The sequence below is a fragment of the Herbiconiux sp. VKM Ac-2851 genome (assembly GCF_013205105.1).
Lineage (GTDB): Bacteria > Actinomycetota > Actinomycetes > Actinomycetales > Microbacteriaceae > Herbiconiux > Herbiconiux flava.
Map to the genome: position 1 here is coordinate 74,228 of NZ_JABMLJ010000003.1, position 13,860 is coordinate 88,087.

General features: G+C 71.8%; 18 protein-coding genes. 11 read left to right on the forward strand and 7 right to left on the reverse strand.

The window, feature by feature from the left end; all coding sequences use genetic code 11:
• Positions 1-21: 21 nt before the first annotated feature.
• Positions 22-1,257, forward strand: coding sequence for a kynureninase (locus tag HQQ85_RS13255; RefSeq protein ID WP_173183035.1), 1,236 nt, complete (start codon positions 22-24; stop codon positions 1,255-1,257).
• A gap of 43 nt (positions 1,258-1,300) precedes the next feature.
• Here HQQ85_RS13255 and HQQ85_RS13260 read toward each other — a convergent pair whose 3' ends face one another.
• The gene (locus tag HQQ85_RS13260; protein WP_173183036.1) at positions 1,301-1,756 is read right to left on the reverse strand and encodes a MarR family winged helix-turn-helix transcriptional regulator; all 456 of its coding nucleotides are present in this window, start codon (positions 1,754-1,756) and stop codon (positions 1,301-1,303) included.
• A 22-nt stretch (positions 1,757-1,778) separates the two neighbouring features.
• On the opposite strand from HQQ85_RS13260, the gene HQQ85_RS13265 reads away from it, so the two are divergent.
• The 7 genes from HQQ85_RS13265 (at position 1,779) to HQQ85_RS13295 (ending at position 7,610) form a co-directional block, all read left to right on the forward strand.
• A complete protein-coding gene (locus HQQ85_RS13265; protein WP_173183037.1) occupies positions 1,779-2,024 on the forward strand; it encodes a hypothetical protein in 246 nt (81 codons plus the stop codon).
• Between the two features lie 199 nt (positions 2,025-2,223).
• Positions 2,224-3,615: an ABC transporter substrate-binding protein gene (locus HQQ85_RS13270; RefSeq protein WP_254069459.1), complete on the forward strand. Its 1,392-nt coding sequence runs from the start codon at positions 2,224-2,226 to the stop codon at positions 3,613-3,615.
• Positions 3,605-4,621, forward strand: coding sequence for a carbohydrate ABC transporter permease (locus tag HQQ85_RS13275; RefSeq protein ID WP_173183038.1), 1,017 nt, complete (start codon positions 3,605-3,607; stop codon positions 4,619-4,621). Before HQQ85_RS13270 ends, HQQ85_RS13275 begins: the two co-directional genes overlap by 11 nt.
• Entirely contained in the window at positions 4,618-5,502 is an 885-nt protein-coding gene (locus HQQ85_RS13280; RefSeq protein ID WP_173183039.1) for a carbohydrate ABC transporter permease, read from the forward strand. The genes HQQ85_RS13275 and HQQ85_RS13280 overlap by 4 nt, the downstream gene beginning before the upstream one ends.
• 82 nt (positions 5,503-5,584) lie before the next feature.
• Positions 5,585-5,875, forward strand: coding sequence for a hypothetical protein (locus HQQ85_RS13285; protein ID WP_173183040.1), 291 nt, complete (start codon positions 5,585-5,587; stop codon positions 5,873-5,875).
• Positions 5,876-5,886: 11 nt separating this feature from the next.
• On the forward strand, positions 5,887-6,867 hold the full coding sequence (locus HQQ85_RS13290) for an alpha/beta fold hydrolase (RefSeq protein ID WP_173183041.1): 981 nt from the start codon (positions 5,887-5,889) through the stop codon (positions 6,865-6,867).
• A 74-nt stretch (positions 6,868-6,941) separates the two neighbouring features.
• Complete coding sequence (locus tag HQQ85_RS13295; protein WP_173183042.1) at positions 6,942-7,610, forward strand: GNAT family N-acetyltransferase; 669 nt, start codon at positions 6,942-6,944, stop codon at positions 7,608-7,610.
• Here the strand turns inward: HQQ85_RS13295 and HQQ85_RS13300 are convergent.
• Together HQQ85_RS13300 and HQQ85_RS21375 are read right to left on the reverse strand one after the other, a co-directional pair.
• Positions 7,607-8,866 (reverse strand): type II toxin-antitoxin system HipA family toxin, encoded by a 1,260-nt coding sequence (locus HQQ85_RS13300; protein WP_173183043.1) that lies wholly within the window; start codon positions 8,864-8,866, stop codon positions 7,607-7,609. The two genes, HQQ85_RS13295 and HQQ85_RS13300, sit on opposite strands and share 4 nt — an antisense overlap.
• Entirely contained in the window at positions 8,866-9,165 is a 300-nt protein-coding gene (locus tag HQQ85_RS21375; RefSeq protein WP_271206412.1) for a helix-turn-helix domain-containing protein, read from the reverse strand. Before HQQ85_RS21375 ends, HQQ85_RS13300 begins: the two co-directional genes overlap by 1 nt.
• Before the next feature lie 156 nt (positions 9,166-9,321).
• Between HQQ85_RS21375 and HQQ85_RS13310 the strand changes: the two genes are divergently transcribed.
• On the forward strand, positions 9,322-10,518 hold the full coding sequence (locus HQQ85_RS13310; protein WP_173183045.1) for an LLM class flavin-dependent oxidoreductase: 1,197 nt from the start codon (positions 9,322-9,324) through the stop codon (positions 10,516-10,518).
• 107 nt (positions 10,519-10,625) lie between these two features.
• Here the strand turns inward: HQQ85_RS13310 and HQQ85_RS13315 are convergent, their stop codons facing one another.
• Together HQQ85_RS13315 and HQQ85_RS13320 are read right to left on the reverse strand one after the other, a co-directional pair.
• The gene (locus tag HQQ85_RS13315) at positions 10,626-10,934 is read right to left on the reverse strand and encodes a hypothetical protein (RefSeq protein WP_173183046.1); all 309 of its coding nucleotides are present in this window, start codon (positions 10,932-10,934) and stop codon (positions 10,626-10,628) included.
• 85 nt (positions 10,935-11,019) lie between these two features.
• A complete protein-coding gene (locus HQQ85_RS13320) occupies positions 11,020-11,589 on the reverse strand; it encodes a tetratricopeptide repeat protein (protein ID WP_173183047.1) in 570 nt (189 codons plus the stop codon).
• A 108-nt stretch (positions 11,590-11,697) separates the two neighbouring features.
• On the opposite strand from HQQ85_RS13320, the gene HQQ85_RS13325 reads away from it, so the two are divergent.
• Together HQQ85_RS13325 and HQQ85_RS13330 are read left to right on the forward strand one after the other, a co-directional pair.
• Positions 11,698-11,859: a hypothetical protein gene (locus HQQ85_RS13325; RefSeq protein ID WP_254069460.1), complete on the forward strand. Its 162-nt coding sequence runs from the start codon at positions 11,698-11,700 to the stop codon at positions 11,857-11,859.
• Positions 11,860-11,995: 136 nt separating this feature from the next.
• Positions 11,996-12,283, forward strand: coding sequence for a hypothetical protein (locus tag HQQ85_RS13330; protein ID WP_173183048.1), 288 nt, complete (start codon positions 11,996-11,998; stop codon positions 12,281-12,283).
• A 141-nt stretch (positions 12,284-12,424) separates the two neighbouring features.
• On the opposite strand, the gene HQQ85_RS13335 is transcribed toward HQQ85_RS13330, so the two are convergent.
• Both HQQ85_RS13335 and HQQ85_RS13340 read right to left on the reverse strand, forming a co-directional pair.
• Positions 12,425-12,823: a tryptophan synthase subunit alpha gene (locus HQQ85_RS13335; RefSeq protein WP_371741898.1), complete on the reverse strand. Its 399-nt coding sequence runs from the start codon at positions 12,821-12,823 to the stop codon at positions 12,425-12,427.
• An 85-nt stretch (positions 12,824-12,908) separates the two neighbouring features.
• The gene (locus HQQ85_RS13340) at positions 12,909-13,790 is read right to left on the reverse strand and encodes a neutral zinc metallopeptidase (RefSeq protein WP_173183049.1); all 882 of its coding nucleotides are present in this window, start codon (positions 13,788-13,790) and stop codon (positions 12,909-12,911) included.
• Between the last annotated feature and the right edge of the window lie 70 nt (positions 13,791-13,860).

The window sequence follows — 13,860 nt, forward strand, 5'->3', positions numbered from 1 at the left end:
CTCGTCTGCGAGCATGGGGGGATGACCGCCTCCACCAGCCTGCCGGTGCTCGCCGCGCGGGCCGCCGAGCTCGACGCCGCCGATGCGCTCGCGCCCTTCCGCGACGAGTTCGTCGCCGACCCCGGCGTGCGCGCCTACTTCGACGGCAACTCCCTCGGCCGCCCCGTCGCCGCCACGAAGGAGCGGATGGCGGCGCTCCTCGACGCCTGGGGAGGCCGCCTGATCCGCGGCTGGGACGAGCAGTGGATGGCCTCCCCCGAGAAGGTCGGCGACCGCATCGGCGCCCTCACCCTCGGCGCGGCGCCCGGCCAGGTCGTCGTCGGGGACTCCACGACGGTTCTGCTCTACAAGCTCATCCGGGCCGCCGTCGCCGCCCGTCCCGGCCGCGACGAGATCGCGATCGACGACGACGACTTCCCGACCGACCGGTTCCTGGTCGAGAGCATCGCGCGCGAGTGCGGCCTCACCGTGCGCTGGATCCCGGTGCCCCGCGACGGCGGCCCCGAGCCCGCGCAGATCGAGGAGCTGGTCACCGAGCGCACCGCGCTGCTGCTGCTCAGCCACGTCTCGTACCGCTCGGGCCACCTCGCCGACGTCGAGACGCTCACCCGCCTCGCCCACGACGCCGGCGCGCTCGTGCTCTGGGACGTCTGCCACGCCGTCGGCTCGGTGCCCACCGAGCTCGACCGCTGGGGCGTCGACCTCGCCGTCGGCTGCACCTACAAGTACCTCAACGGCGGCCCGGGCGCTCCCGCCTTCGCCTACGTCCGGGCCGGGCTGCAGCCCGAGCTGCGCCAGCCGATCACGGGCTGGATGGGCGCGGCCGACCCCTTCGCGATGGGCGAGCACTACGAGCCGGCCATGGGCATCCGCCGGGTGCTCAGCGGAACGCCCTCGATCCTCGGCATGCAGCCGATGCTCGACATGCTCGACCTGATCGAGCGGGCGGGCATGCCGGCGGTGCGGGCGAAGTCGGTCGCGCTCACGGAGCTGGTGATCGAGGCGGTCGAGCCCGGCGGGGAGCTCGCCGGCCTCGGCCTCACGCTGGCGTCACCCCGCGACCCGTCTCGGCGCGGGGGCCACGTCACGCTCGGGCATCCGGATGCGCAGGCCGTCGTCGCCCGGGCCTGGCAGCGCGACGTCCTCCCCGACTACCGGGGGCCCGGCGGCATCCGCATCGGGCTGTCGCCCCTCAGCACCTCGTTCGACGAGGTGGCCGACGGGCTCGGCGTGATCGCGGAGTGCATCCGCGACTGAGCGGGCCCCAGCCGCTCGTGTCGGGCGGCGGGCAGGCGGCGGTTCAGGATGCGCTGACCGGCACCGGCGCGATCCGCTCGATGATCGCAGTCAGCCGGGCCTGCAGCTCGAGCAGCTCCGCGACATCGACGCCGAGCGCCTCGATCACCTGCGGCGGCACCTGCTCGGCCCGATCGCGCAGCCGACGCCCATCCGCCGTCAGCTGCACCGCGAGCTGGCGCTCGTCGCTGGCCGACCGGGCACGCGTCACCAGCCCGGCCGCCTCGAGCCGCTTCACGAGCGGCGACAGCGTCGCCGGTTCGAGCCGGAGCGCCGCGGCGAGCTCGCCGAGGGAGCGCGGCTCCCGCTCCCAGAGCGCCAGCATCACCAGGTACTGCGGATGCGTCAGCCCCAGCGGCTCGAGGATCGGCTTGTAGACCCCGATCACCGAGCGGGACGCGACCGCGAGCGCGTAACACAGCTGCCGGTCGAGGGCGAGAAGATCGGTGCCGGTCGTCATAATCGTTAGTATACTAATCGTTATGGCACGAAAGAAGGCCCCGCGCGAGCCGAACCCGATGAACCCCTTCGACGGCAAGCCCGGCTTCGTGAACCGCCTCAACCGCATCGTCTTCACCTTCACCGGCCCGGCCCAGGTGGGCATCGGCCGCCCCGAGGCGCCCTACGTGCCGCCGGCCGACCCCCGCTGCCCCCTCTGCGGCAACCTCATGGCCGACCACACCATCGACCGCACGGGCGAACGCACCCAGCTGCACTGCCCCGCCTGATCCAGGCTGCAGGCCCCGCCGCCGCCCCGCGCGCCGAGCAGCAGAATATGCCCGAACGGGGGTGGTGCTGTCAAGCCCCTTGTCGCTTCGAGAAGCGGTTCTAGCGTGATTTTCGGTTCCGGTGGCGGAACCCGGCGCGACCCGTCGCGCCGCGAACCACGACGCGCGAGAGACCCGCGCGGGCAGCACGAGGGTGACCATGGACAGCGCACGCACGGCCAAGACGATGACCGCCTCCGCGGTCGTCCTGGGGATCGCACTGGGGCTCGGCGGCTGCGCCGTCGGCACGGGCGGATCCGCCACGCAGGACGACACCGACTACGACTCCTCGGCGGCCCTCTCCGGAAAGCTGACCGTGATGGGCTTCGGCGCCAGCGACGACGTCGCCACCGCCCGCCTCGACCTGACGAAGAAGGAGCTCGGCAGCGACGTCGACGTCGAGCTGATCGAGGGCGACCTCGACATCCAGCAGTTCCTCTCCTCGGTCGCCTCGGGCCAGCCGCCCGAGCTGCTCTACGCCAATCGCGACCAGATCGGCTCGCTCGCCGCCCGCGGCGCCCTGCTGCCGCTGGATGCCTGCATCGCCGGCGAGGGCATCGACACGGGCCAGTATCGCGACACGGCGCTCGCGCAGGTCACCTTCGGCGACGAGATCTACGGCATCCCCGAGTTCAACGGCATCCAGATCACCATGGCGAACAGCGACCTCCTGAACGCGGCCGGCCTCACCCTCGACGACGTGAACGGCAGCGATCCCGCCGCCGTCACCGCGGCCAGCGCGGCGCTCGCGAAGCCCGACGCGAACCCGCCGGTGATCGGCTACGACAGCAAGCTGCCCGAGTTCCTCCCGCTCTGGGCCAAGGCGAACGGCGCCGACCTCATCTCGGAGGACGGACGCACCGCCCAGCTCGACGACCCCGCCGTCGTCGACGCGCTCGAGTGGGCGGTCGGCATCTACGACGCCCAGGGCGGCTTCAGCACCATCAAGGCGGTGCGCGACTCCGCCGACTTCTTCGGTTCGGGCAACCAGTTCGCCACCGACGCGCTGGGCGCCATGCCGATGGAGCAGTGGTACCTCAACGTGCTGAACGACGTCTCGCCCGACGCCCCGCTCGTGTTCGACACCGTGCGCGACCGCCAGGGCCAGCCGATCGCCTACGCCAGCGGCTCGGCCTGGGCCATCCCGGCCGGCAGCGAGAACACCGCGGCGGCCTGCCGCTGGGCGCGGGTGATGACGAGCGTCGACGCCTGGCAGGCGGCAGCGGATGCGCGGCTCGCCGCACGGCAGGAGGAGGGCAAGCCGTTCACGGGCATCCTCACCGCGAACGTCGAGGCCGACGAGGCCATCCGGGCGATGGTCACCTCGGGCGGCGAGCCCTGGGACTCGGGCGTCACCGCGATGTACGAGGCCAACGACCACACCTTCTCGCTGCCGGCGAACCCCGCTGACGCCGAGTTCAAGTCGGCCTGGCAGGACGCGGTCAACCGCGTGCTGAACGGACAGCAGGAGCCGCAGGATGCGCTCGCCCAGGCGCAGGACGAGGCCCAGAAGGCGCTCGACAAGGCCTGGGCGACGCTGGATGGCGAGTGACACGACGGCCCGCCCCCGAGCGAGCCGCGACGCACGCGGGGCCGACGGCGACGGCGCCGACGGCCCCGCACCGAAGACGAAGGCCGCCCCCGTCCGCCCGAGCCTGAAGCGGGCGCGGCGCCGCAACGTCCTCGCCGCCCTCGCCTTCCTCTCGCCCTGGATCGTCGGCTTCGCCGTCTTCACCCTCTGGCCCCTGATCTACAGCGGCTACCTCTCCCTCACCGACTACGACGTCATCAACGATCCGTCGTTCGTCGGCCTCGACAACTACGCGCAGCTCTTCGCCGACCCCAAGGTCGCGCTCGCGCTGGGCAACACCCTCTTCTACGCGGTGCTGCAGATCCCCGCGTACGTGATCGTCTCGCTGGTGCTGGCGGTGCTCCTGGATCGTGCCGGGCGCGCATCCGGATTCTTCAGGACCGTGTTCTTCCTGCCCAAGATGACCCCGCCCGTGGCCGTCGGCGTGCTCTTCCTGCTGCTCTTCAACGGCCAGAACGGCCTGGTGAACGGCGCGCTCGGGCTCGTGGGCATCGACGGGCCGGCCTGGACGACCGACCCCGCCTGGGTCAAGCCCGGCCTCATCCTGATGAGCCTGTGGACGGTCGGCTCGTCGGTGATCATCCTGCTCGCCGCCCTCCGCAGCGTGCCCGAGGACGTGCTCGAGGCCGCCCGCCTCGACGGCGCCAACGGCCTGCAGGTCACCTGGCGCGTGACCGTGCCGCTGATCAGCCCGGCGCTGTTATTCATCGTGATCATCAACACGATCAACGCCCTGCAGACCTTCGACGAGGTCTACACGGCGTTCTTCGGCGGCGGCAACACGACCTACAGCAACGACGCCGCGCTGTTCTACGTGATCTACCTCTTCCAGCAGGCCTTCGAGTTCCTGCACATGGGCTACGCCTCCGCGCTCGCCTGGCTGCTCTTCGTGATCATCATGGCGATCACGGTCGTGCAGTTCCTGGTCTCGCGCAAGGTCGTCTACTACGAGGGGGGCGAGCGATGAGCGGGCAGCGTTCGAGCGGCCGGATGCGCGGCCCGCTGCTGCGCCCCACCCGACACGGGCGTGCCGGCCGCATCGGGCTCGGCGTCGCCCTCGTCGCGGTCTCGGTGGTGTTCCTCTACCCCTTCGTCTGGCTCGTCAGCGCCTCGTTCAAGCCGCGCGGCGAGGTGTTCGACAACGCCCTGATCCCGAAGACGTTCACGCTCGAGAACTACGTGACCGTCTGGCAGGAGGCGCCGATGGCGCTGTGGCTGCTGAACACGGTGCTCGTGACGGTGCTGGCGGCGACCGCGGTCACGCTCTCGAGCGCGCTCGTGGCGTGGGGCTTCTCGTACTACCGCTTCCGCGGCCGGGGCGTGCTGTTCGCCTTCGTGCTCGGGTCGATGATGCTGCCCGGGGCGGTGACGATGATCCCGACGTTCCTGATCTGGAACTCGCTCGGCGCCGTCGGCACGCTCGTGCCGCTCTGGGCGGGCAACCTGTTCGGCAGCGCGTTCTACATCTTCCTGCTGCGGCAGTTCTTCCTCGGCGTTCCACGGGACTACTTCGACGCGGCCCGCATCGACGGCGCGGGCCACTTCGGCATGTTCTGGCGGATCGCGTTGCCGCTCTGCAAGCCGGCGCTGGTGGTGACGTTCCTGTTCGAGGCGCAGGCCGCCTGGACCGACCTCATGCGCGGCCTGATCTACCTCCGCGACACCTCGACGTTCACCATCCCACGAGGCCTCAAGTCGCTGGTCGACGCCTACGGCTTCGGAGGCGAGTGGCACTGGGAGATCATCGTCACGGCGTCGGTGATCACGACCGTGCCGATGATCATCCTGTTCTTCCTCGGTCAGAAGCAGTTCGTGAGCGGCATCAGCACCTCGGGCCTGAAGGGCTGAGCGAGCCGAGCGGATGCGCGGCCCGGCGCTTCCCGTCGGCCGCTCCCGTGCGGCAGACGGGTGCCCGGCATACGGTGAGGGCATGGCACTCGAACTGACCGACACCACCATCGAGCACCGCGGCTCGAGCTATGCGCTCAGCGGCGGCCCGACAGAGTGGGCCATCACCCGGGCGGGCACGCCCCTGGGCCACCTCGTCGTGAAGTCCTCCGCCGGCGAGGAGGGCGAGCCCGTCTACACGACGAGCCTGCCCGACGGCACGGCCGGCAACCTCGAGGGCACCGACTGGGAGCAGGTCGTGCGGGGCCACCTGAACGAATTCGACCCCGAGATCGCCGACCCGACCTCCGACGTACCGAGCGCCGGCGGCTGAGCCGCACGCGGATGGTGGAGCGCGGAGGGGACCCGAACGAGCCGAACACCTCGATCGAGGTGCGGCGCGTCGAGCGCGGCGACGTCTACACGCGCGTCTCGACCATCGGTTCGCCCGGCGGCCGCGCCTTCGTGCTCGTGGCCGGCCTCGGCGTCGCCGCCACCTACTTCGAGCGCCTCGCCCCGAACCTGAACGAGTTCGGCCCGGTGCACGCCCTCGACCTGCCCGGGTTCGGCGGGGTCCCGCATCCGCCCGCCGCGATGAGCATCGAGCAGTACGCCGACCTCGTCGAGGCCGTGATCGACGAGCTCGACCTCGACGACCCCGTGCTCATCGGGCACTCGATGGGCACCCAGATGGTCGCCGAGGTCGCGGCACGGCGGCCCGACATCACCACGGTGGTGCTGATCAGCCCGGTCGTCGACCCCTCGGCGCGGCGGCTGCCGACGCTCGCGTTCCGCTTCCTGCACGCCGCCTGGCACGAGCCGGTCAAGGTGAAGCTCCTCGCCGTCGGCTCGTACCTGACCTGCGGGCCGAAGTGGTTCCTGCGCGTGCTTCCGGCGATGATGCGCTTCCGCATCGAGGACCGCTTCCCGCGCATCCGGGCCGCCACCCTGATCGTGCGCGGGCAGCACGACGCCGTGGTCTCGGAGGCCTTCGCGGAGTGGGCGGCCACGCGCATCCCGTTCGCCTCGACCTGGGAGATCGGCGGCGCCGCCCACTCGGTGATGCACCAGCACGCCGAGGGCGTGGCCCGGCTCTGCGTCGAGTTCGCGCGGGCGCCGCGCGACACCGACGGCCTGCTCAACCGCATGTCGCACGAGGCGGCCGAGACCCCCGAGCCGACCCACGCGAGCCCGGCGCTCGCGCTCAAGGCCCTCGGCGGGCGGCTGCGCGAGTTCGTCGGCGTCGTGCGGCGGGACGACCGGCTGATCGCCGAGGGCAAGAGCGAGCACGCCGAGGCGATGGCGGAGGAGCAGGGCGAGCGCTGACGCGACTTAGCCTGACGTCGGCTCCTCGCGTCTTCCCCTGACGTCTGCTCCTCGCGTCTTCTACTCTTGTGGTCATGAGCATCGAAGACGTGTGGCCGCTGTTCGCCCTCCGCCTCGCGACGCCGCGGCTGGTGCTGCGGGTCGTGCGCGACGACGACCTGCCGGGTCTCGCCGACGCGGCTCTCGCGGGCATCCACGGGGAGCGGATGCCCTTCATGCGCCCCTGGAGCGAGGAGGAGCCCGCGACCCTCCGCCGCTCACTGGCGCAGTTCCAGTGGCGGCGCCGCGCCGATCTGCGGCCGGAGTCGTGGGGGCTGAACTTCGCGGTCCTGCGGGATGGGCATCCGATCGGTGTGCAGGACCTCGAGGCCGACGACTTCGGCATCCTGCGCACGGTGTCGACGGGCTCATGGCTCACCCGCTCGGCGCAGGGCCAGGGGTTCGGCACCGAGATGCGCCAGGCGGTGCTGACCTTCGCCTTCGACCACCTCGGCGCCGACTACGCCGACTCGGGCGCCTTCGACTGGAACGAGCCCTCGCTCGCGGTCTCGCGCAAGCTCGGCTACCACCCCAACGGCCTCGCCTTCGCGAGCCCGCGCCCGGGCGAACGCGCCACCGAGCAGCGCCTCCGCCTCGCGGCCGCCGACTTCGCGCGGCCCCCGTGGCCCGTCGCGGTCACGGCCCCGCCGGCGGCCCTGGCGGCCCTCCTCGGCGACGCTGCTCCTACAGAACCCGGCGCCTAGCCGGCAGCGGCTCCGCCGGCGCGGTCCGACGCGGCGGCGACGAGGTCGATCGTGGCGTCGAGAGTCGGCGCGAAGCGGTCGAGCTCGCCCCGCGCGATGCGGTGCCGCTTCGCGACCGCACGCCACTCCCGGGCCGCGTCGGCGACCTCCCGCAGAACGCCCTGCGCCCCAGCGGCGTCGAGATCGAAGGAGGGCGCGTAGTCGAGGAGTGTGCGCAGCTCGGCGTCCGGAGTCGACGCACCGCCGACCGAGGTCACCCGCTGGGCGGCGAAGACTGGTTCGGGGTTGATGTCGAACGCGGGCGACAGCGTCCAGCCGCCGCGGGCGCGCAGGAAGCCGTGGTTGCGCAGGTGATCGTCGGTGTTGTGCAGGGCGATCGAGAACGCGATGCGCCGCCAGAGCTGGCGGAGGTCGGCCGTGGCGCGAGCACTCTGCGCGGCCAGGGCCTCGGCGATCTCGAGGTAGTCGCGCGGTTCGCCGTCGCTCGTCTCCAGCATCGTCATGGCGGAGATGTAGCCGACCCGCTCGGTGCCCGCCCGGTCGAAGCGCTCGAGCAGCAGCACGCTGCGGCCGTCGAGCTCGAGGTGCTGTGTCACCGGGACGTCGATCCCGGCCTTCCCGGCGAGTTCCAGGGCGACGCCCTCCCACGCGATCACGTCCCACTCGTCGCCGGGGTGGGGGAACTTCGCGATCAGGAGGCGCTCGCCGTCGCGCACCGAGGCCTTCGGGCGGGCTCCGCCGAGCGATCCCGTTCCGGCGTCGAGCAGCAGCTTCACGGCGGCCAGATCTCCGGGCTCGTCCCGGGCCACGCGCTCGGCCGCCCGCATCAGCTCGGGCAGTGCGATCAGCTTGGGCACGGTGTCGGCCGGATGCTCGAACGGGCCGTCGGGCGAGGTGCGGAACCGCAGGGCGCCGTGCCGGGTCGCGTCGCTCACGCCGAGCAGGTAGTCGCGGTCGTCGATCATCCCCATGACCTCACCAGCGGCCGACGCCTCGGCGCGCAGCCGCTTCCCGATCAGCGCGCGTCCCCAGCGATCGGGGGCGGCGTCGGCGAAGGCCCGGGGCAGCGGGGTGGCGAGCGCCTGCGACCCGGCGTGCAGCGGGAGGGCTGGTTCGATCGCGTAGGCCGACGGGTCGGCGAGGTAGCGTCGGTCGTAGCCGAACGACGAGACGACCGTGCGGCGCCGCACCGTCGAGAAGAGCTCCCCGACCGAGCGCGTCGTGCCGCCTTCGTCGAGCTCGGCGAGGATGCGCATCAGGGTCGTACCCGGATGGGCAGCGCCTCGTCGGCACGGGCTCGGCCGAGGTCGGTGCGGTACGGGTCGCTCGCCTCCACCAGCGCGTCGAGCACGCCGAGCGCCCGCGACACCGCGAGCACGGAGCCGAGGCCGACGCCCGGGTCGCCGTGCTCGATCTTCGAGAGCGTGGAACGGGAGATGCCGGCGCGCTCCGCCAGCTGCGCCGAGGTGATCGACTGGAGCTTGCGCCACGCTGCGAGGTTCTCGCCGATCTCAGCGGCGGACCGGGTGACGCGAAGCGGGACCGGTCGGGCCACTTCGGCTCCTTCCGTCTGCAGATGACGACACAAAACAGTTTTACGTCGGTGATCTGAGACAATAGCACGACGCACTGCCGACGTGGGAATACCTGCGGGAGTCGGGCGTTGTAGGAGATACATGCAAACGCATTGATCTGAGAAAGGGTCGCAGCCATGCAGTTCGGAATCTTCACCGTCAGCGACGTCACCACCGACCCCACGACGGGCCGTACCCCGGATGACACCGAGCGCACCCGCGCCATCCTGACCATCGCCCAGCACGCCGACCAGGCGGGCCTCGACGTCTTCGCCACCGGCGAGCACCACAACCCGCCCTTCGTGGCCTCCTCGCCCACCACCATGCTGGGCTACCTCGCCGGCACGACCGAGAACATCGTGCTGTCGACCTCGACCACCCTGATCACCACGAACGACCCGGTGAAGATCGCCGAGGACTACGCGATGCTCCAGGTCATCTCGAACGGCCGCATGGACCTCATGATGGGCCGCGGCAACACCGGGCCGGTCTACCCCTGGTTCGGCAAGGACATCCGGGCGGGCATCCCGCTGGCCGTCGAGAACTACGCGCTGCTCCGCCGCCTCTGGGAGGAGGAGGTCGTGGACTGGGAGGGCAAGTTCCGCACCCCGCTGCAGGGCTTCACCTCGACGCCCCGCCCGCTCGACGGGGTGCCGCCGTTCGTCTGGCACGGCAGCATCCGCAGCCCGCAGATCGCCGAGCAGGCCGCGTACTACGGCGACGGCTTCTTCCACAACAACATCTTCTGGCCGATCCAGCACACCGAGCAGATGGTGTCGCTCTACCGCAGCCGCTTCGAGCACTACGGTCACGGCCGTGCCGACCAGGCGATCGTGGGGCTCGGCGGGCAGTTCTTCGCCCGCAAGAACTCGCAGGACGCGATCGACGAGTTCCGCCCGTACTTCGACAACGCCCCCGTCTACGGCCACGGGCCCTCGATGGAGGACTTCACGGAGCAGACCCCGCTCACCGTCGGCTCGCCCCAGCAGATCATCGACCGCTACGCCACCATGCGCGACCACGTCGGCGACTACCAGCGCCAGATGTTCCTGATCGACCACGCCGGGCTGCCGCTGAAGACGGTGCTCGAGCAGATCGACATCCTGGCCGAGGAGATCGTGCCTGCCCTCCGCGAGATCAACGACTCGCAGCGCCCCGCCGGCGTGCCGAGCAACCCGCCGTCGCACGCCGAGCGCGTCGCCGCGGCCCGGGCCGCGGGCGCGGTGGGCGAGGGTCACGTCGCCGGTGAGGACCACTGGACGGGCTCCACCGCCGAGGACGACCGCACCCCCGCCGCCGCGGGCGCCCACACCGGGGCTGCCTTCGGCCTCTGACCCACGCGCAGCGCTTACTCGCCGTACGCTCCGGACGAATAAAGAGGTCCTCCGCCGCCATAGTGGTCGCGGAGGGCCTCTTTATTCGTCCGGGGCGTACAGCCGCGTCAGCGCTGGGTGATCGCCAGGGCGACGAGGGTCGCGGTGCCGCCGACGAGCAGCACCCAGCTCAGGATGCGCACAGCGAGGTTGCCCCGGAACCGCTGCCAGCGCGTCCGGAGCTCGGGCCGCGCGAACGAGCCGCCCTTCGCCGCGACGGGCTGCTGCGGCACCGCCGTCGGTTCGGCCGGTGCCGGTGCCGGTGCGATCGCGCGATCGAGGTCGGAGCGCTCGCGGGTGACGTCGAACTCCCAGAGCAGGTCCTCGATGGCCGCGTCGTTCTCGGCCGTCCGGTCCCGTGCTGTGTGCTTCGTCATCAGGCTCCGAGCGTAGGCGCGGCCGAGCGGAGCCCGCCATGGGGAGAACTCCCCATCGCCGCGAGCGTCGGCGCTCGCGGGTCCGTCAGTCGGCGGGCCCGCGCAGCGCGGCGGCGTAGTTCGTGAGCGAGCGCCGGTAGCGCGGCACGTGCGGCGCTAGCGCCCCCAGCGCGACCCCCACGGCCTCGCGCTCCCGGCCGGCGTCGGCCAGGGCGAGCGCGAGGAACGCGAGCACCGCATCCTGCAGCTTCTCGGCCTCGCGGGCGTTCTCGTCGTCTCCGGCGATCGGATGCGCGGCCTCCGCCTCGAGCAGTGCCACCGCCTCTTCGGCCTGCCCGAGCGCGCGGAGCGAGCTCGCCAGCTGCACCGTCGCCTGCCGACGCCGCCACGCGTCGAGCCCCGGCTCCCCGCCGTCGGATCCGGCGCCGGAACCCGCGGCGAGCGCCGCGCGGTAGAGGGGCACGGCCTCCGGGGTGCGGCCGACCGAGTCGAAGCCGCCGGCCCGCTCGAACTCCACGACGGCGCGGGGCACGTCGGCCGCGCCCTCCGCGGTCACGCGCTCGAGCTCGGCCACGAAGGCCTCGGGCGTGTAGTCGTCGAAGCGCGCCCAGAGGTCGTCGACCCGGGACTGCCAGCGTGCATCCGTCGTGCTCATCGAACCAGTCTCGCACCCGGCTCCGTCTAGGCCGGGAGCGGGCTGGGCGAAGCGCCGCGGACCGGCGTGGCTGCCGCCGATGTCGGTGGTGCGGCGCACAATGTCGGCATGAACGATTTCGACATCTGCGAACGCTGCGACGGCTCGGGGGCCGACCCCCTGCAGAGCTTCCACGAGGACGAGTTCACCCACTGCCGCGACTGCCGCGGCGACGGTGTGACGCTGTCGTTCGACGAGCTGCTCGAGGAGCCCCTGCGCCTCTCGGCCTGACCGCCGTCTCCCGTCGCCGCACCCCGCCGCGACACAGCACCGCCGAGAAGTCAAGCCGCAACGAAGCGATAACGAATCGCGGCGCATCATGCGAAACTTCCCGTAAGCGAGGACGATTTTCCCCAGGGGAGGCGAGATGGGCACCAAGCACTACCGGCGCGGCGACGGTGCCGGCGCCACCGCCGTCGCTCCCGATCCGAGCGATCCCTACGCCGCGTACCTCGACTGGGTCGCCGAGGGGCGCCCGTCGCTCTCGGGCGGACTGAGCACCGGCCCCACGCCCATGCCGGCGGGGCCCGCGGCCGAGGCTCCGGCCATCCGCGTCACGGCTCACGTGCAGGTGCAAGACCTCGGCGGCGTCGCCGAGCAGCCCCTCCGCCCCTCCCTCTGGCAGCGCCTCACCTCCTTCGGCCGCTCCCGCTGACCCGGCCCGTCGCCTCGACGCGAGGCGTGCGCGGCGTGCGAGGCGTGCGCGGTGACGGAAGGTGCCTGATCACCCGGTTTCGCATTCCGGCCATTCCCGCGAGGGCGCTGACGCCGGGTTCGATGGACGGCTGCCCGGGCGTCAGCCGGCGCGGCGGTCGGGGGCGTCGGCGGTGTCGGGGGCGCCGGGGCGGGCGATCGAGCCGTTGCGGCCCGGGCCCGGAGCCCAGTCGGGAGCGTCTTTGTCGCCGATCAGGCGCCACACCGAGGGCGTGAGGTCGGGGTGGTCGAGCGCGATCTGCCGCAGCACGCGGTAGTTGCGCGCCGCCGAGGGCCGGCGCCCGCCGTTCGAGGCGATGTTGTCGGCGCGCAGGAGGTAGACCACGAGCTCGTCGACGGTGGGCAGCTCGTCCATGAAGTCCCACGGGTCTTCGCCCGAGAGCAGCCGCTCCTGCACGATCGTGGCGAGCTCGTCGGCCGCCTCGGCCCGCAGCACCTCGAGGCTGGCGTGCCCCCGGGGCAGATGCTCGTCGTACGTCACCCGAAGAGCCTAAACGGCACCCCCGACACCCGCCCAACCAGAGCATCGCTCACGACCCGACGGCCGCAACGCGCCACCGCGACGGTCAGAGCTGCGAGGCGTCGACGCCGAAGGTGTCGCAGGCCGTCGGCCCGCCCGACAGCCCCGCCGAGAACCACTTCTGCCGGGACTCGCTCGACCCGTGCGTCCACGCCTCGGGGTTCACCTGCCCGCTGCTCTTCTCCTGGATGCGGTCGTCGCCGATCACCGAGGCGGCGTTCAGCGCATCCGCGATCTGGGCGTCGGTGACCGGCTCGAGGAACGTCGTGCCGTCGGCGTCGGCGATGGTCGACGCGGCGCCCACCCACGACCCGGCGTAGCAGTCGGCCTGCAGCTCGGTACGAACCGACGCCGAGGCGGGCCCGGTGTCACCGGAATTCTCCGATGCGAGCACCCCGGTCAGGTTCTGGATGTGGTGCCCCCACTCGTGCGCGATCACGTACATCTGCGACAGCGTGCCTCCGCTCGCCCCGAACTGGGTGCGCAGCTCGTCGAAGAACTCGGTGTCGAGGTAGATCTGCTGGTCGGGAGGGCAGTAGAAGGGTCCGACGGCGCTGGTCGCCTGGCCGCAGCCGGTGTTCGTCGACTGCTCGAACAGGATGATGTCGCCCGGCGCCCGGTACTCGGCCCCCACCTGCGCGGTCGCATCGGTCCAGTAGACGTCGAGCGAGGTCGCCGCACCGGTGATCAGGCACTCGGTGCTCGCGTTCGCGTCGGCACCGGTCTCGCACGAGACCGCCTGGTCCTGCGAGCTGTCCGACCCGCCCGAGCCCCCACCGCCGGCGAGCCCCGTCAGGTCGACGCCCGTGAGCTGCGACAGCAGGAACAGCCCCACCACGACTACGACGCTTCCGCCGCCGATCGCGACCCCGCGACCCCGCTTCGAGACCTTGCCGGAGTCGATCTTCGCGTTCGGGTCGAATGTCATGTGCTGAATGTACTGCGGAACGCGCATCCCGGCCCGTGTATACACAGGCTCTTGAATCGGCCGACGAACG